Annotated in this window: 17 protein-coding genes; 7 read left to right on the top strand and 10 right to left on the bottom strand. The window is 66.2% G+C overall.

All coding sequences use genetic code 11. The annotated features are described in order from the left end of the window. Positions 1-19: 19 nt before the first annotated feature. The gene (locus tag P2869_RS21405; protein WP_277599477.1) at positions 20-820 is read left to right on the top strand and encodes an SDR family oxidoreductase; all 801 of its coding nucleotides are present in this window, start codon (positions 20-22) and stop codon (positions 818-820) included. On the opposite strand, the gene P2869_RS21400 is transcribed toward P2869_RS21405, so the two are convergent. Further along, a complete protein-coding gene (locus P2869_RS21400) occupies positions 817-1,203 on the bottom strand; it encodes a VOC family protein (RefSeq protein WP_126876562.1) in 387 nt (128 codons plus the stop codon). The two genes, P2869_RS21405 and P2869_RS21400, sit on opposite strands and share 4 nt — an antisense overlap. A 316-nt stretch (positions 1,204-1,519) precedes the next feature. After that, a complete protein-coding gene (locus P2869_RS21395) occupies positions 1,520-2,140 on the bottom strand; it encodes a cupin domain-containing protein (RefSeq protein ID WP_277599476.1) in 621 nt (206 codons plus the stop codon). A gap of 175 nt (positions 2,141-2,315) precedes the next feature. Here P2869_RS21395 and P2869_RS21390 point away from each other — a divergent pair, with 175 nt between their 5' ends. After that, positions 2,316-2,939, top strand: coding sequence for a LysE family transporter (locus tag P2869_RS21390; protein WP_277599475.1), 624 nt, complete (start codon positions 2,316-2,318; stop codon positions 2,937-2,939). Between the two features lie 150 nt (positions 2,940-3,089). On the opposite strand, the gene P2869_RS21385 is transcribed toward P2869_RS21390, so the two are convergent. The 7 genes from P2869_RS21385 to P2869_RS21355 form a co-directional block, all read right to left on the bottom strand. Then, positions 3,090-3,872 carry an ABC transporter ATP-binding protein gene (locus P2869_RS21385; protein ID WP_277599474.1) on the bottom strand — a complete coding sequence of 261 codons (783 nt, stop codon included), beginning with the start codon at positions 3,870-3,872 and terminating at the stop codon, positions 3,090-3,092. Beyond that, entirely contained in the window at positions 3,869-4,774 is a 906-nt protein-coding gene (locus P2869_RS21380) for an ABC transporter ATP-binding protein (RefSeq protein WP_277599921.1), read from the bottom strand. Before P2869_RS21380 ends, P2869_RS21385 begins: the two co-directional genes overlap by 4 nt. A gap of 3 nt (positions 4,775-4,777) precedes the next feature. After that, positions 4,778-5,695, bottom strand: a complete 918-nt coding sequence (nikC, locus tag P2869_RS21375; RefSeq protein WP_277599920.1) for a nickel transporter permease — start codon at positions 5,693-5,695, stop codon at positions 4,778-4,780. 128 nt (positions 5,696-5,823) lie between these two features. Beyond that, a complete protein-coding gene (locus P2869_RS21370; protein WP_277599919.1) occupies positions 5,824-6,894 on the bottom strand; it encodes an ABC transporter permease in 1,071 nt (356 codons plus the stop codon). A 77-nt stretch (positions 6,895-6,971) separates the two neighbouring features. Beyond that, the gene (locus P2869_RS21365; RefSeq protein WP_026121977.1) at positions 6,972-8,573 is read right to left on the bottom strand and encodes an ABC transporter substrate-binding protein; all 1,602 of its coding nucleotides are present in this window, start codon (positions 8,571-8,573) and stop codon (positions 6,972-6,974) included. 99 nt (positions 8,574-8,672) lie between these two features. Then, positions 8,673-9,239, bottom strand: coding sequence for a D-alanyl-D-alanine dipeptidase (gene ddpX / locus P2869_RS21360; protein ID WP_277599473.1), 567 nt, complete (start codon positions 9,237-9,239; stop codon positions 8,673-8,675). A gap of 8 nt (positions 9,240-9,247) precedes the next feature. Beyond that, a complete protein-coding gene (locus tag P2869_RS21355) occupies positions 9,248-10,237 on the bottom strand; it encodes a MurR/RpiR family transcriptional regulator (protein ID WP_277599472.1) in 990 nt (329 codons plus the stop codon). A gap of 212 nt (positions 10,238-10,449) precedes the next feature. Here P2869_RS21355 and P2869_RS21350 point away from each other — a divergent pair, with 212 nt between their 5' ends. After that, positions 10,450-11,052 (top strand): YigZ family protein, encoded by a 603-nt coding sequence (locus tag P2869_RS21350; protein ID WP_277599471.1) that lies wholly within the window; start codon positions 10,450-10,452, stop codon positions 11,050-11,052. Positions 11,053-11,146: 94 nt separating this feature from the next. Then, positions 11,147-12,061, top strand: a complete 915-nt coding sequence (locus tag P2869_RS21345; RefSeq protein WP_277599918.1) for a LysR family transcriptional regulator — start codon at positions 11,147-11,149, stop codon at positions 12,059-12,061. A 61-nt stretch (positions 12,062-12,122) separates the two neighbouring features. Here the strand turns inward: P2869_RS21345 and P2869_RS21340 are convergent, their stop codons facing one another. Continuing rightward, a complete protein-coding gene (locus P2869_RS21340) occupies positions 12,123-13,280 on the bottom strand; it encodes a pyridoxal phosphate-dependent aminotransferase (RefSeq protein WP_277599470.1) in 1,158 nt (385 codons plus the stop codon). 503 nt (positions 13,281-13,783) lie between these two features. Between P2869_RS21340 and P2869_RS21335 the strand changes: the two genes are divergently transcribed. From P2869_RS21335 to P2869_RS21325, 3 genes are all read left to right on the top strand, one after another. After that, complete coding sequence (locus tag P2869_RS21335) at positions 13,784-15,373, top strand: inorganic phosphate transporter (protein WP_277599469.1); 1,590 nt, start codon at positions 13,784-13,786, stop codon at positions 15,371-15,373. A 568-nt stretch (positions 15,374-15,941) separates the two neighbouring features. Beyond that, positions 15,942-16,427 (top strand): DUF2844 domain-containing protein, encoded by a 486-nt coding sequence (locus P2869_RS21330; RefSeq protein WP_026121975.1) that lies wholly within the window; start codon positions 15,942-15,944, stop codon positions 16,425-16,427. A gap of 14 nt (positions 16,428-16,441) precedes the next feature. After that, positions 16,442-17,785: a DUF3443 family protein gene (locus tag P2869_RS21325; protein WP_277599468.1), complete on the top strand. Its 1,344-nt coding sequence runs from the start codon at positions 16,442-16,444 to the stop codon at positions 17,783-17,785. Position 17,786 lies beyond the last annotated feature (1 nt).

The following is a 17,786-nucleotide window of genomic DNA, read 5'->3' as shown; positions in this document are numbered from 1 at the left end:
CAACCGCAAGGAGCAAATCATGACTCAGGCACATCAAGGCACGGCGCTGGTAACGGGCGCATCGTCGGGCATCGGCGCCATTTACGCCGATCGCCTCGCGCGGCGCGGCTACGACCTCGTGCTCGTGGCGCGCAATCGCGAACGCCTCGTCACGCTCGCCGACCGCATCACCACCGAAACGCGCCGCAACGTGGAGGTGATCGAAGCCGATCTCGGCGACCGCGCCGCGCTGGCTGCCGTGGAAGCGAAACTCAAGGAAGACGCGAGCATCGGTCTGCTCGTGAACAACGCGGGCATCGGCACGCACACGCCGCTGCTGGAGAGCAACGTCGAACGCATGACAGACATGATCGAGCTGAACGTGACGGCGTTGACGCGCCTCGCCTACGCCGCGGTGCCCGGCTTCGTTGCGCGCGGCAAGGGCGCCATCGTCAACATCGCGTCGATCGTCGCCATTGCGCCCGAAATGCTCAACGGCGTGTATGGCGGCACCAAGGCGTTCGTGCTGGCGTTCAGCCAGTCGCTGCACCACGAGTTGGCGAGCAAGGGCGTACAGGTGCAGGCCGTGCTGCCCGGCGCCACCGCCACGGACTTCTGGCAGACGGGCGGCCTGCCGCTCGAACACCTGGACAGCAACATCGTGATGCCCGCACCGGACATGGTGGACGCGGCGCTGGTGGGCTTCGACCGCGGCGAGCTGGTCACCATTCCGTCCCTGCACGCGGGCGAAAAGTGGGACGCCTACAACGCGGCGCGTCTCGCCATGTTCAACGAGTTGTCGCGCAACGTGCCGGCGCCGCGGTACACCGCTGCGCGCTAGTTGTCGAACGTGCCTTGATATTCGGGGGCGGCGTCTGTGCGGGTGTTCAGTTCGAACATCACGCCGCCCGGCGCGCGGCAGAAGAAACGCGAGCCGCGGCCGTTGTTGAAGACCTCGGTCTCCATCTGCACGCCGTCTGCCTTGAAGCGTTCGTACAAGGCGCGCACGGCCGCGAGGCTCGGTAGCTCGAAGCCCGCGTGGAAGGCTTTCGGCCAGGCGGGCACGTCGTCGCGCGCGTGATCGATCACCACGTCGAAGCCGGGGCGCTTCAGGATGTACGACTGCTCCCACGTGCCGGCAATCGTGAAGCCGAGATACTGCTCGAAGAAGCGGGCGGTGGCGGCGGTGTCGGCCGACGGGAAACTCAGATGATTGAGCTTCATGGTTTGCGCCGTGGCGCGTGTCGTGGTTTGTGTCGTGGTTTCTGAGGTGCGTTGAATCGTATCGGTCATCGTGAGTCTCTCGAAGCGTGGCGATGGCCCCATGCCATCTCGCCCAACGACGCCAGAATAGAAGCCCGACCACCCTTGCCACAACTCGCATTCCCTGCACGCTGCAGCACGCCGGGAAACGCTGACGGCACGGCGTGTTTCGACGATGAGCTGGAGCCCAGCGCGTGCCTGTTGCTCACATTTGCGCGTTTGCCGCCGTGCCCCGCGTTTGAGTCGGCGTGCGCCGGCACGATACCGTGCGGCTCGATCAAGCCCCATGCCACAGCTTCACGAGCGGACCTTGCGCGCCGTAGAGCGGGTCCGACTTCGGATACCCCACGCGCTCCAGTGCTGCGAGGCGCTCGGCGTCCAGCGCCGTGCGGCTGATGCCGGTGTCCTGATCCGGCGGATACGCGCCCACGACGAGAAAGTCCCGGCTCGCGTCGATGCGGCAATGCCCGGTGCCCGCGGGCAGCACGACCACGTCGCCCGCACGCAGCGTGACCTCGTGCCCACCGGGCAGCGGCCCGCCCAGCATCACGCGCGCCGTGCCCGCCGCAATGCCGAGCACCTCGTGCGTGGACGGATGGAAGTGGTGGAAGTCATACACGCCGTTGCGCCATTGCGGCGGCCAGCCGTTCTGCGCGAAGCGCGCTTCGAAGCGCGCGGCGGGGTCGCGGCCGGACGGTGCAATCGCGTCTCGATAAACGAGCACGGGCAGCCGCGGATGATTCGGGATCCAGCCGTTCGGCGCAAGGCGCAGCGTTTCGGGTTGAACGACGGCGGCAGCGGTGCTCTCCATCACAGGCAGCACGCAAAGCGCCGGCACGAGGCGCGCGAGCACGCGCGTCCCGATGAGGTCGAATGGCATTCGGTGAGCGTTCGTCATCGGTTCCCTCCTTTCGCGACGAGGCCTGGCTCAGGGGACATACAAAGTCATACCCCGGCTACACCCAGGCCACACCCAGGCCACGCAGCAGTTTTCAGGCCCGCCGCAGCGCGCGCGCCGCGGCACGATACGTTAACATCGGTGGCTTCCCCGCTCCTTCCGTAGAGGTTCGCCGATGCCCTATCTTGCCCAACTTGCTGCCGTAGCCGGCGTGATGCTGCTGGCCTGCATCAGCCCCGGTCCCGACCTGATCGCCGTCACGTCGCACGCGCTCTCGCGCCGGCGTGCCGGGCTCTGCGCCGCGGCCGGCATCGCCACCTCGCACGCACTGTGGGCCACGCTCGCCGTGTTCGGGCTCGGTCTGATCCTCGCGAAGCTCGCGTGGCTTTACGAAGGCATCCGCATTGCGGGCGCCCTCTATCTGCTGTACCTCGGCGTGAAAACGCTTGCGGGCCTGCGCCAGCCGTCCGAGCCGCAACCCGCAGCCACCGCCGCGTACACGGGCAGCGGCTGGCATTCGTACCGTCGCGGCGTGCTGGTCGGGCTCACGAATCCGAAGGCCGCCGCGTTCTTCGGCAGTCTGTTCGTCACGCTGCTGCCCGTGCACGCGCCCATGTGGGTGCACGGTGCAACGGTGGCGACCGTCGCTGCGGTCTCCATCGGCTGGTTCAGCACGGTCGCGGTACTGCTCTCCACGGCGAGCGTGCAGCGTGGCTACGCGAAGATCCGCAAGCCCATCGATGCCGTCATGGGAACGGTGCTGCTGGGGCTCGGCGCGAAGCTTGCCATCGATCGTTGATTGAACCGTTGATTTAGCCGACTACCTTGCCGCCCGGCGCATTCGCGCCGGGCAACCAGCGGCGTCGCATCAAGCCGCCGTGGTGCGGCCATAGAGCGGCCACTGAGGCCGCTACAGAGCCACATCAAAGCACCACCTCAAAGCGCCACCTCAAAGCGCCGCATCAACCCCCATGCCGGCCGCCGCCTTGCGGTGATATCCGCCCGTCGCGAGCAGCAGACTGCGCGTGTAATCGTGCTCCACCTGCTGCGCACGCACGGCTTCCACCGAAAGCTGCTCCACGATCTCGCCGTTGCGCATCACGGCCACGCGCGCGCACAGAAAGCCCACCACCGCGAGGTTGTGACTCACGAGAATCATCGTGAGCCCGCGCTCGCGATGCAGCCTTCGCAACAGGTTGAGAATCTCGGCCTGCACGGAAACGTCGAGCGCCGATGTCGGCTCGTCGAGCAGCAACACACGCGGCTCCACGATCAACGCCCGTGCAATCGCCACGCGCTGCCGCTGTCCGCCCGAAAGCTGATGCGGGTAGCGAAACCGGAACGACGGCCCCAGCCCCACTTCGCGCAACGCATCGACAATGCGTTCGTCCTCGCGGTCAAGCCCGTTGATGGCGAGCGGCTCACGCAGCGTCTGGTCCACCGTGAAGCGCGGATGCAGCGACCCATACGGGTCCTGAAACACCATCTGCACGTTGCGCCGGAAAGCGCGATCGGGCTTCGCGCCTACGGCGTGGCCTGCGATCTGCGCACGGCCTTCGACGATGGGCGCAAGACCCGTCAACGCCCGCAGAATGGTCGACTTTCCCGAGCCCGATTCGCCAACGAGCCCGAACACCTCGCCCTCGTCCACATGAAAGCTCGCGCCGCGCACGGCATCGAACGGACCGGTTTGCGTGCGAAAGCGCACCGTGATGGCATCGACGTCGATCATGGTCGCACTCCTTCGCCGGTCCCGGCTTGATGGGCGCGGTCATTCAGCCACGCGGGGTCGCGTTCGAGCACCGGCAAGATATCCGGCGGGTTCGTGAGCGGCGGATTGGCCGCCAGCAGTCCGCGCGTATAAGGATGCTGCGCGTGCACCAGGTCGCGCGCCGCACAGGTTTCCACCACCCGTCCCGCGTACATCACGACGACGCGGTCGCAGAACGACATCACGAGCGGCAGGTCGTGGCTGATGAACACGAGGCCCGTGTCGTGCCGCTCGATCATCTCGTCGAGAATCGCGAGCACCTGCATGGAGACGAGCACGTCGAGCGCGCTGGTGGGCTCGTCGGCCACCAGCAGCTTCGGCCCCGCGGACACCATCATCGCGATCATCACGCGCTGCCCCATGCCGCCCGAGAGTTCGTGCGGATACGCCGTGGCCACGCGTTGCGGATCGCGAATATGCACCGCGGCGAGCGCCGCGAGAATCTTCTCGCGCATGGCGCGGCGGCCCAGCTTCGGTTCGTGCAGCGCGAACGCCTCGCGCATCTGCGCGCCCACGGTCATGACCGGATTCAGCGAGTACTTCGGATCCTGCAGGATCATGCCCATCTCGCGGCCGCAGAGTTTGCGCCGTTCGCGCGCGGGCATGCCGATGAGGTCCGCGCCGTCGAAGCGCAGCGTCTTCGCGCTCAGTTGCGCGGCGGGCGGTAAAAGACCCAGCAGCGCGCGGCCCGTGAGCGACTTGCCCGAGCCCGATTCGCCCACAATGCCAAGCCGCTCGCCACGCTTCACGGTGAGCGAGAGGCCCCGCACCGCTTCAGTGAGCGCGCCGTCGTGGCCGCGAAAAGCGATACGAAGATCTTCTATTTCGGCGAGCGGCGCGCTGCCAGAGCGTTCGGTTGCCATCATTCAGTCTCCATGCCGCGGGTCGAACACGTCGCGCAAGCCGTCGCCCAGCAGGTTGAACGCAAGGCTGACGGCGAGAATCGCGCAGCCCGGAATGGTTGCGACCCACCACGCTTCCAGCAGCACGTTGCGGCCCGATGCCACCATGAAGCCCCATTCGGGGCTGGGCGGTTGCGCGCCCAGGCCCAGAAACCCCAAACCCGCGACGGTCAGGATGATGCCGGCCATGTCGAGTGTGGCGCGCACGATCACCGACGACGAGCAGAGCGGCACGATATAGCGCAGCAGCAGCCGCGCGCGCGAGGCGCCTTGCAGCCGCGCCACGTGAATGAAGTCGGCCTGCACGAGGCGCAGCGTTTCGGCCCGCGCAAGGCGCGCATAGGCGGGCCACGCGGTAATCGAGATCGCGATCACCGCGTTCACGACGCCCGGGCCCAGCGCAGCCGCGAACGCCAATGCGAGCACGATCTTCGGAAACGCGAGCGCGATGTCGGTCACGCGCATCAGCACGTTGTCGATCCAGCCGCCGAAGAACCCCGCCGTCGTGCCGATCAGAAGACCGATGGGCACCACCACGAGCACGACGAGCACCGCGATGGAAAGCGTGATGCGCGCGCCGTAGATGAGCCGCGAGAGAATGTCGCGGCCCAGTTGATCGGTGCCGAGCCAGTGCGATGCGGAGCCCGGCGGCAGCAGCCGGTCGGAGAGCACCTGGCGCAGCGGATCGTGCGGCGCGACGAGCGGCCCGAACACCGCAAGCGCCACGAGCAGCGCCAGAATCGCGAGGCCGAAGAGCGAGAGCGGATTGCTCGCGAAACGCCGCCAGCGCCGGTACGCGCGGCCCAGCGCCGCCTGGCCGCGCGAGCGCGGCGCGTCGGTCAGAAGCCAGGCGCGCCAGTGCATGGCGGGCGTCGGCTCCATCACGGCCTGCGCGGCGCCCACGGGCTCATGAGGCGCCTCGTCCTGCGACGCCCGCGCGGCACCGTCCGGAAGCTTGACGAGGTCGGTCGAATCGGAACGCGGGTGCACGGAAAGGGTTCTCCAGAACATCAACGGGCACGCGGATCGAACACGCGGTAAAGCGCATCCGTCAGCAGGTTCAGTGCAATGAACGTGACGCCGATCACGAGCGTGCTGCCCAGCACGGCATTCATGTCGGCATTGAGCAGCGCGCCGGTCAGATAGGAACCGATGCCGGGCCAGGCGAACACGATCTCCGTAAGCACCGACCCTTCCAGCAGGAAGCTATACGAGAGCGCAATGACCGTGAGCAGCGGCACCATGATGTTGCCGAACGCGTGCACCCAGATCACGCGGCGCTCGGGCACGCCCTTCGCACGCGCGGTGGTGATGTACTCCTGGCTCAACTGGTCGAGCATGAACGAGCGCGTCATCCGGCTCAGATACGCGACCGAGTAGTAGCCCAGTATCGCGGCCGGCAGCACGATGTGCGAGAGCGCGTTGAAGAACACCTCCCATTCGCCCGCAATCAACGCGTCGATCAGCAGGCTGCCCGTGTGCGTATCCACCATGCCGTCGAACATGGGGTCGAGCCGGCCCGGCCCCGACACCCAATGCAGCCGCGCATAGAACAACAGCAACCCCATGAGCCCGAGCCAGAACACCGGCACCGAGCTGCCGATCAGCCCCACGAAACGCGCCACGTGATCGATCCAGCGGTTATGCCGCGCAGCGGCGATCACCCCCAGCGGCACGCCGATCAGCACGCCGATCAGCGTCGCGAGCGTGGCGAGTTCGAGCGTGGCCGGGAACACGCGTTTGATGTCGTCGATCACGGGGTTCGCCGTGAGTAGCGAGACGCCGAGATTGCCGTGCAGCACGTCGCGCGCATAGAGCCAGAACTGCACCGCGAGCGGCTGGTCGAGCCCGAGTTGCGCACGCGCCGCCGCATAGGCCGTGGCGGAGGCGCGGTCGCCCACCACCATCAGCACCGGGTCGATAGGCACCTTGCGGCCAATCACGAACGTGACGGCGAGCAGCCCCACGAACGTGATGGCGAGCGTGACGGCCCAGCGCAGCACGCGCAGTGTCCAGCGCACACTCGCGTGGCGCGCCGCGCCTTTGCGCAGAGTTTCGAGCGGCGTAGCCGGCATCGACAGGGACATGTTGATTTCCTCCAGCGAGAGGCGCGGGCGCGCCTCTCATGCCGCGCTTATTACCACGCTTATCGCCACACTTATTGCTTCTTGACGTGCAGGTACGACACGAGGTCGTTGATCGGGCCCACTTCGAGGCCGGTCACGCCGGGTCGCGCAGCCACCTGCGAAACCTGCTGGAACATGATGACGAACGGCGAGCGCGCGAGCAGTTGCTTCTGCATGGTCTGATACAGCTGCGCGCGCTTCGCGGACGACGACTCGGCCAGCGCCTCGTTGGTTTCCTTCGTGAGGTCGGGGATGTCCCACGAATTGCGCCACGCGAGCATCTTGTAGGCCGACTTCTCCGAGTTGTCCGGATTCCATGCGAAGCCCTGCGCGTTGCTGTGCGGATCGATGTAGTCCGCCGACCATTCGCCGATGTAGATATCGTGCTGGCGCGCGCGGTACTTCGCGAGCGTCTGCTTGTTGTCGCCGGGAATGATCTCCACCTTGATGCCGCCCTGCGCGAGATTGGCCTGAATGGCCTGCGCGATTTCGCTATAGGGGTAGCCGTTGCGCACGTCCATCGTCACGTTGAAGCCGTTCGGCAGGCCGGCTTTGGCGAGCAGCGCCTTGGCCTTCGCCACGTCCTGATGGTAGGGGTTCGTGTTCAGCGCGCCGAGGAACCCTTCGGGCAGGAACGTCTGGTGCACCTTGAAGGTGGTCTTCGCGATGTTGGTCTGAATGCCGTTGTAGTCGATCAGCCACTTCATCGCTTCCTGCACTTCGGGCTTCGCGAGATTCGCATTCTTCACGTTGAGGCCCAGATACAGCAGCGTAGCCTGCGGCACCGCCGTGATGTGCGCCTTGCCCGATTTTTCGAGCGCGGCGAGGTCGTCGGGGCTCAGGTTGCGGGCCACGTCGGCGTCGCCGTTTTCGAGCAGCAGCCGCTGGCTCGCCGCTTCGGGCACGTGACGCAGCACGATGCGCTTCATGGCGAGCGGCAGGCGGTAGCCGTCGAAGCGCTGCAAGACGATGCTCTCGTTCGCCGTCCACTTCACGAGCCGGTACGCGCCGGAGCCAGCTTCGTTCGTGCGCAGCCACTCGTTGCCGAAGTCATTGTTCTTCTGGTGCGTGAGCAGCAGCTGCTTGTCCACCACCGATGCCGGCCACGCGCCCAGCACGTTGAGCACGAAGGTCGGCGCGTACTTCTGGTCGGTGGTGATGCTGACCGTCGTGTCGTCTATCTTCTTCACGCGTTGCAGCACGTTGTCCTTCGTGAGGCCGATGCCTTGCAGCACCGCAGCCGCGCCCTTGTCGAGCAGCACCGTGCGCTGAATGGACCAGGCCACGTCGTCTGCCGTGAGCGGGTTGCCCGAGTGGAACTTGAGGCCGCTCTTGATCTTGAACGTGAAGGTGAGTCCGTCGGGGCTCACCGTCCATGACTGCGCCACGTCGCCATTGAATTTCGAGGGGTCTTTGAGATCCACCCGCACGAGCCGGTCGTAGGTGTTCGCAATGTATTCCTCGGGCACGAGTTCATAGACTTCGCCCGGATCGAGCGTGGAAAACTCGTCGAGCATCGTGGCCATCACGAGCATGTCTTTCGGCGTGGCGGCCAGCGCCGGCGCGCCGAATCCGAAGCCCAGAGCTGCCGCCATGCTGGCCGCGGCCAGCCCATTGCGCAAAACGCGATTCATGTTCGCTCCCGTAAGTGGTCGTGCAGTGGTAGTGAAAAGAGGTGTATCGGCACAACTAGTTATCCGCTATGCGCTGCGTCAGGACGCTATATCTGGGCGCTACATCAACCGCAACGGGCCGCTTTCTTCGTTGTCGATGAGAGGCAACGCCATTGCGCCGGGCAGTTCGTAATGCCACCACTCGCTCTTGATGTGCGTGAAACCCGCGGCGTGCATCACGCCGATCAGTTGCAGCCGGTTGCGCTGCACGTGCTCGGGCAGGCCGGGGTGAAAGTGCTCCGATTCGATGGTCATTGCGTCGAAGCCCGTGCCCATTTCGAGCGCGTTGCCTTCGGTGTCGAGCAGCGTCAGGTCGAGTGCCACGCCGCGGCTGTGGTGCGAGCCGCGCTTCACGTCCGCCACGTAAGTGGGGTCCGGCAGGAAGTCCCACAGCACCTGCTGCGCTTGCGGCGGGCGGTAGGCGTCGAAGATGCGCAGCGTGTAGCCGCTTGCACGCGCAATCTCCACGGCACGGCGCAGCGCGGCTTCCGCGGGTTCGAGCAACAGGCAGTGGGCCGCCTTGTAGATGGGCTTGCCCGTCAGGTTGCGGTCGGTCGCGTAGACGATGTCGAGATCCACGCCGTGGCTTTCGGGCGTGATGGGGACGAGGCGATGCGGTTGGGTCATGAATGGGGTCACGAAGAGGCAGACGTAGTGCGATGCGATTGACGGGACGCCGGCACGTCGAACTGTTCGAGTTCGCGCTGCAGCTCGCGGTTGCGGGCCACGCGCGCGTCGATGGCGGGGCCGAGCCGTTCGACCACCGACGTAATGAGCAGATTGAACAGGCACGTGAGCGGCGCGAGCGAATCCCAGAACTGTCCGACGTCGGTCTTCACCTGGATGAGGTCGCAGGCGAAGTCGCGCGCCCAGGGACAGTAGAGGTCCGTGACGAGCGCGAACGGCAGGCCGCGGCGCGCGGCGGCTTCGCAGTAGCGGCGCGCGATGCGCGAGTACGCGCGCGTGTCGGTCACGATCAGGTAGGGCTCGGCGAACTCGGCATTGAGCGAGTCCACGTACGAGCCCGACATGCCGTCCGAGTAGAACACGCGCGGCCGGATGTATTCGAGGTAACTGTAGAACGCGTTGCTAATGCCGCGCGTGGACTGGATGCCGAGAATGTAGACGGCCTCGGCATGCGCGATACGCTTCGAGACGTTGGCGAACGCCTCGCTCTGCGCGAGCGCGTAGACGTGGCGGATGGCGTCCAGTTCGAGTTCGAGTGCGTTCGGCGCGCCTGGCGAGGCAGGCGGCGAGGCGATCTGCGACGAGGCTGCCGCGGGTGCTCCTTCGCCGTTCGATGCGGTAGCCGCGTCGTCATGGCCGGCTCCATTCTGGCCTGCGGCAGCGCGCCGGCGGTACTCGTCGAGCCGGTCCGTAATCATCCAGGGCCGTTCGAGCGCGCCGCGCAGCTCGCGCTTGAGATCGTCGAGGTTGCGGTAGCCCACGCTGCGCAGGAAACGGCCCACCGAGATGCCGCTCGTGCCCGTGCGTTGCGCGATCTCGTCGGCGGTCTCGAGCCCGAGGCGGTCGAGGTTCGCCAGCATGTAGCTCGCAATACGCTTGGCGGTGGGCGTGAGCCCGGCAAAACTGGCTTCGACGGTCTGGGCGAAGGTGGGTCGCATCGCGCGGTGTGGTGAGTGGGTTGATTAGCGTGTTGGTTAGTTATCTGTCATTCGACAGCTGAATGACATACATCTAACAAAGCCAATAAACCCAGCGCCAGCTTAAAAATTCAATCGGCATAGATGGGCCGATAGCCGGGCCGATAGATGGGCCGACAGATGGGTCGATAAGCCGCCACGGTAAAATCGCGGGGTTTCCGGCAAACCGCTACATGACCTACACGCTCGCCCACACCGTCACCGCGGAACTCGACATCCGCAAAAGCCGCTTCCTCGCCTGTGCCGTGCCCGTTGCCGACCGCGACGCCGCAATGGAGGTGCTGCGCGGCCTGCGCCAGGAACATCCCACGGCCACGCACGTGTGCTGGGCGCTGCTGGCGGGCGGCCAGTCCGGCATGTCGGACGACGGCGAGCCGTCCGGCACCGCGGGGCGCCCCATTCTCGAAGTGCTGCGCCATCACGACCTGGACGGCGTGCTCGCCGCCGTGGTGCGCTACTACGGCGGCGTGAAGCTGGGCGCGGGCGGCCTCGTACGTGCTTACACGGACGCCATTGCCACCGCGCTGCAAGACGCGCCGCGCGTGGAGCGCATCGCTCAGGCCTTGCTGACCGTGGAGATCGGCTATGCCGACGAAACGCGCGTGCGGCGCTGGATGGAACAGGAAGGTTTCACGCTCGCGGATAGCCACTACGCGATGGGCGTTCAATTCACCATCAGCATGCCGGCCACGATGGTGGAACGCGCACGCGATGCGCTGCGGGATATGACGCAGGGCCGCGCGGTGTTCGTGGAATCAGAGGATTCGGCGGACTAGCCGACGCATCATCAGACGCATTGAGCGCGCCAAGCGCATTCAGCGTGCACGCCATGCCGACTCAGGCACAACAACGAACGAGGATCGCGACATGATGGACCGGTTTCTGGCGATGAAGGTATTCGCCCGCGTGGTCGAATCCGGCAGCTTCACGAAGGCAGCCGAAACGCTGCAACTCACGGCGCCGCAGGCCTCGCGCATCATCCAGGCGCTCGAAGCGCATCTGGGCGCGCGGCTCCTGAACCGCACCACGCGCAGCGCGAGCGTGACCGAAGACGGCGAGCGCTACTACCAGCGCTCGCTGCGCGTGCTCGCCGAAGTGGACGAGATGGAGTCGGAACTCACGCATGCCCGGCTGAGCCCGAAGGGCAAGATCAAGGTCAACATGCCGGCGCTGATCGCGAAAACCTCGATCATTCCGGCGCTGCCCGAATTCTTCGCGGCGTATCCCGACATCGAAATCGAAATGGGTCTCTCGGACCGGCAGGTGGACATCGTCGAAGAAGGCGTGGACTGCGTGATCCGCACCGGCGAGCTGGACGACTCGGGGCTCGTGGCACGGCGCATCGGCAACATGGGGCGCGTGACCTGCGCCGCGCCCGCCTACCTCGACAAATACGGCGAGCCGAAATCGCCCGAGGATCTGAGCGGCCACATCGGCGTCAATTACGTGTCGAGCAACACGGGGCGCGTGCGGGCCTGGGACTTCCAGGTGAACGGCAAGACCGAACTCTTCGACATGAAAAGCATGATCGCCGTGAACGAGGTGGGCGCCTACGTGGCTTGCGGACTGCAAGGGCTCGGCATCGTGAAGGGCACGCGCTTCATTCTGGAGCCCTATCTGGCAAGCGGCGCGCTGCGCGAGATCCTGAAGGACTACCCTTCCATCCCGCGCCCCATCTCGATTCTCTACTCGCCCAACCGGCAGCTGCCGCACCGCATCCGCGTGTTCGTCGACTGGGTGGCGGCCGTGTTCGCGCGCGAGCCGCTGCTGCAATGCACGGCGTGAACGCCGCGAGAGCGGCGGCAAGCGGCAAGCGGCAAGCGGCAAGCGGCAAGCGGCAGCGACGTTACACGCCCCAGGCGCGTCGCACGCGCTCGCGAATATCCGCTAGCCGCGCAACGGGCTCGTTCGAAAACACGAAGCGCAGATAACGGCCCGCGTCAGGCCCCCAGCCCGACATCGCGGTAGCCGCCACCTCGCCCTTCGCGAGCAGCAGCCGCGACGCTTCCTGCGGCGCGAGCCCCAACTGTTCCGTGTCGATCAGCAGCGACCAGCCGCCGTGCGGCGGCACCACCGGCAGGCCGCGCAAGGCATCGAGCAGACAGTCGCGGCGCGCCTGCCATTCGGCAACGGCCTGCGCGACACCGTCGTCGGCACAGGTGAGCGCGGCCGTCGCCCCCGGCATGCCGATGCCCACCTGGCACACCACGTTCGAGAGGCTCGTGAGCCGCACGTCGGCCATGATCGGCTCGGGGCCCACAATCCAGCCCACGCGCCAGCCGATCATGCGGTACTCCTTCGACACGGAACCCACCGTCATGGTCCGCTCGCGCATGCCGGGCAGCGCCGCGGGATGAATGACCTCGCGGCTATCGAACAGGATGCGTTCCATCGCGGCGTCGTAGACGAGCCATGCGTCGGCGCGGCGGCAATGATCGGCAATCGCGTTCCATTCCTCGGCATTCGCGACGAAACCGCCCGGCATGGAAGGCGACACCATGAGGAACGCCCGCGTGCGCGGCCCGACGGTTGCCGCGAGACTATCCAGATCGAGGCGCCAGCCCGCAGCGCCGGGCACGAGCCGCACAAACACGGGCACGCCGCCCGCCAGCCGCACGCGGTTGATGAGGCCCGCGTAGGTCGGATCGGTGAGCACCACTTCGTCGCCGGGCTCCAGGATGGAAAGCAACACGTTGAGGATGCCCGCGAGGCCGCCCGCGGAAACGATGCATTCGCTGGCGGGATCGTAGACGGCACCGGCCGTGCGCTGCATGCGCGCGACCACGGCCTCGCGCAGCGCCGTCTGGCCGGTGAACGGCAGGTAGCTGTTGGCGTCGTCGTCATCGATGGCCGCGTGCGTCGCGCGGATGGCTTCCGCGGGCGGGCGCAGGTCCGTGTCGAGATTTTCGAGCCGCAGGATGTTGCGGTTGTGTTGCGCGTCCGCGGCGTCGCCCATGCGGTCCACGCCAATGCCGGGAATCATCTTGAGACGGGAAACGGTCATGCCTTCCTCCCTCGGTTGATGCCCGCGCGCTCCTGCAGAACACGAGTCTGCGCGAGCGACGCCAGAGCGGTCTTCTACCAACGTCCGCGCAGCCGAAGACCGCTCGGAACTGCGCGCGCCAAACCAAACCCACCCCAAACCCACCCCAAACCCACCCCAACGCGGCTGCATCCATACAAAACCGTCATCAAGCCGACATTCGCATTCGCCACGATGGACGGGGACCCGCTTGTTGGTCCGCTGTTCGGTCGGCTTTCGGGTCAGCTTTCGGTGCGCTGTTCTGGCACGCGCTTGAGATCGTTCTGAGCCCGCTCTGAGCCTGCTTTCGAACCTGCTTCTGGCCCGTTTTGAGCCGGTTTCGGGCTTGCTTCAAGGCCCCTTCAGGGCCTGCTTCAAAACCCCTTCAAGGCCGCTTTCAGGCCCGATCCCGAGCGGCCCCGCCTCGGCCGCGTCCTGCCAGGGCCGCTCGCGATCTCGACACCCTAATGAGGAGAGACAAGGCAATGCCAGACCTTTCGTATCCCCAGCAGGCCACTGCCGGCGCCGCGCGCGGCCGCAACGCAAGCCTGGCCGCATTTCTCGCCGTGCTGCTGATCGGCGCCGTCTACGTTGCAACGCACCTGATCGGCGATCTCGCGCCCGTGCGCGAGGGCTCCATCCTGCCCTGGCTGCTGCTGGGCGTGGCCCTCGCCATCGCGCTCGGCTTCGAATTCGTGAACGGCTTCCACGATACGGCGAACGCCGTGGCCACCGTCATCTATACCCATTCGCTCACGCCGAATGCGGCCGTGATCTGGTCGGGCACGTGGAATTTTCTGGGCGTGCTCACGTCCACGGGCGCGGTCGCGTTCGGCATCCTGCAACTGCTGCCGGTGGAGCTGATCCTGCAGGTGGGCAGCAGCGCAGGCTTCGCGATGGTGTTCGCGCTGCTGATCGCGGCCATCATCTGGAACCTGGGGACGTGGTACTTCGGGCTGCCGTCGTCGAGTTCGCATACGCTGATCGGCTCCATCATCGGCGTGGGGCTCATGAACCAGCTGATGCACGGCGCCTCGCGCACGAGCGGCGTGGACTGGAGCCAGGCGCTGGGCGTCGGCAAGTCGCTGCTGTTTTCTCCGGTGGTCGGCTTCCTGCTTTCCGCGCTGTTGCTGCTCGTGCTCAAGGCGCTCGTGCGCGTGCCGGCGCTCTACGCCGAACCCAAGGGCAACGAAGCGCCGCCGTTCTGGATTCGCGCGCTGCTCGTGCTGACGTGCACGGGCGTGTCGTTCGCGCATGGCTCCAACGACGGCCAGAAGGGCATGGGGCTCATCATGCTGATCCTGATCGGCACGGTGCCTACGGCCTACGCGCTCAACCGCGCGGTCACGCCGGCCGAGACGCAGACCTTCATCGCCGTGGCGCACGAGGCCGCCGCCACCTTCGGCAAGTACACGAACGGCGTAGCGGCGCCCGCGCAGCCGCGCATCGAGGCGGAACGCTACATCGCGAGCCGGGAGCTGTCGCCCGCCACGGTGCCGGCCATTCAGGCGCTCACGCTACGCATTGCGGACCAGGTGGGCGCGTCGCCCTCCATGGCCGCCGTGCCGCAGAGTGAAGTGGGCAACGTGCGCAACGACATGTACGTGGTGTCCGAAGCCATCCGGCTCATGGAAAAGGCGAAGCAGCCGGTCTTCGCGGCTGCGGATGCGGGCGCCATCGACAACTTCCGCAAGCAGGTGGACCACGCCACCAAGTTCATCCCGACCTGGGTGAAGGTGGCCGTGGCGATCGCGCTCGGGCTGGGCACGATGGTGGGCTGGAAGCGCATCGTCGTGACGGTGGGCGAGCGCATCGGCAAGCAACATCTGACCTACGGGCAAGGCGCCTCGGCGGAACTCGTCGCCATGGCGACGATTGGCGCGGCCGACGTGTACGGGCTGCCGGTCTCCACGACGCACGTGCTCTCGTCGGGCGTGGCGGGCACGATGGCGGCCAACGGCTCGGGCCTGCAATGGGGCACGGTGCGCAGCCTCGTGCTGGCCTGGGTGCTGACACTGCCGGCCTCGATCGCACTGGCGGGCGCACTGTACTGGGTGTTCCGCCACGCGTTCTGACGGGCGGACGGACGTGGTGCGCGGTGCGCCGCCTCCATTCGGCGGGCGGGATGCGGCGCACTACGTTCCCGCGCGGCCGTCCGAAGGATGAGCCGGGATGCGCCACCTTTCCGCGTGGCCTTCCGAAGGAAAAGCCGCCACGCGCCGCCTTTCCGCACAACCCTCCGAGGGATGAGCCGCCACGCGCTGCCTTTCCGCGCGGCCTTCCGATGGGTAAGCCGCGCCTCGCACCTTCCGGTCGGCGGACGCGCCACACACGTCGCGGCCGCCCCATTTTCCGCGCTGCTGTTTTCTCCGTTCCGCCTTGTCAGCCTGAGGGTGTCGCACGCGCCAGGCGCTCCCGCGGCCATTCATTTCGGATCATTGATCGAACGCTGTTCCGCTACGATGGCGTTGCCGCGTCTTACCCGCTGCCGCGAACGCCAAGCCCAGCGGGGCTGCGACTGCTTACCGGCGTAATCGCCCTTAAGAATTCCCTTTAACTGCCGTCATTCCCCATTGGGTGACCCATGAATCACCTGTTGTCGCACCACTCACCCAATAAACATAAAACGTTGGATATTCGCGAATGAGAAGATTCGATACGAGGGTTTTGTCGCCCGTTGCTGTCGCGCTCGCCGCGGCCGCAATCGTTTCCGCCTCGCCGGCCTATGCCGAGCTGGGCGCCGCTCCGACCTGGCAGCCCGCCAGCACCACCAACACGCGGATGACGCAGCGCATCAACGCCGCTGCCGTGCTGTTCCGCGTCAACGAGACCACGCTGCCGAGCGGCACGGTGGTTCGCGAATACGTCGGAACGAACGGCACCGTGTTCGCCATTGCGTGGCAAGGCCCGCAGATGGCGCCGCTGAACACGCTGCTCGGCACCTACTTCCCTGCCTACGTACAGGGGCTCGCTACTGCGCATGCGGCGCAGCACAACGGATACGGACCCGCCACCGTCCAGCAGTCGAACCTCGTGGTTCAGACGGGCGGACACATGGGTTCCTTCACGGGCCGTGCATGGCTGCCGCTCGCGGTGCCGGCCGGTTTCAACACTGACGATATCCAGTAAGCGAGATAACCCTCATGTCCAGCAAATTCGCATGGTTTGGCGCGATCGCCGGCTTCTGTCTCGTTCTGGCCGCCTGTGGCGGCGGCGGTGGCGGCGGCTCCAGCACGACCACGACGACCAGTTCCGGCACGCCGTCGGGCAGCACCACGACGTCCGGCAGCACGAGCAGTTCGACCAATTCCACGAACACCACGCCGTGGGCCGATGCAACGGCTACGCCGACCGCGGTCAACAACACCAACGCGGTGGCGATCAGCGTGTCGAACCAGCCGTATGGGCTCGTGAATGCGCCGATGGTGGATGTAACGATCTGCCCCGGAGGCGGTGCGGCGACCAATACCAACTGTTCGACGATCCATAACGTCCTGCTCGATACGGGCTCGTACGGCTTGCGGCTGTTCGCGTCGGTCGTGCCCTCGGGCACGCTGAGCGCCATGGCGCCGCAGACGCAAGGGAGCAACAACGTCGCCGAATGCGGGTTGTTTGTCAGCGGTTACACCTGGGGCGGTGTGCGCACGGCCGATATCCAGCTCGGCACGGAAGTCGCCGCAAACGTGCCGGTGCAAATCATCGGGGATTCCAATATCTCGGCATCGGCTCCGAGCGAATGCCAGATCGGCACGGCCATGAACACGCCTAATGCGGCCTTTGCCAACGGCATTCTCGGCGTCGGCAGTAATCAATACGACTGCGGCACCGGGTGTGTGAGCGGCGCGCAGAGCGGCGCGTATTACACGTGCTCGGGTTCCCCGTCCACCTGCACGGCTACGACGCAGCCGCTCGCCTCGCAGGTGCAGAACCCGGTCGCCCTCTTCCCGACGGACAACAACGGCGTGATCGTGGAAATGGCGCAGGTGGCGGATCTGGGCGCGACAACCGCCTCAGGCACGCTCGTGTTCGGCATCGACACCGCAAGCAACAACACGCTGTCCGGCATGGGCGCCACGCTGCTCAAGACCAACAACGCGGGCAACTTCACGGCCACCTACAAGACGCAGACCTTCACCGACAACGCGTTCTTCGACTCCGGCTCCAACGGCCTGTTCTTCCCGGACTCGACCATTACGCGCAGCGGTTCGTGGTACGCGCCCAGCACGACGCTGCCGCTCACGGCCTCGCTCACCAATTCGAGCGGAAATGCCTCGGCGACCACCACGGCGCTGAACTTCAACGTGGCCAACGAAATCGTGCTCGCCAACACCGGCAACTTCGCGTTCAACGACATCGCGGGCACGGCCAGCGGCATGATGGACTTCGGCCTGCCGTTCTTCTACGGACGTCACGTGTACGTGGGCATCGTCGGCAAGACGTCGACCGGCGGCGGCACGGGGCCCTACGTCGCGTACGTGTCGCAGTAAT

It is taken from the genome of Paraburkholderia sp. SUR17 (assembly GCF_029536165.1).
GTDB classification, from domain to species: domain Bacteria; phylum Pseudomonadota; class Gammaproteobacteria; order Burkholderiales; family Burkholderiaceae; genus Paraburkholderia; species Paraburkholderia kururiensis.
Note: the sequence above shows the minus strand (reverse complement) of the source record. Positions and strands in the feature narration are given on the sequence as shown.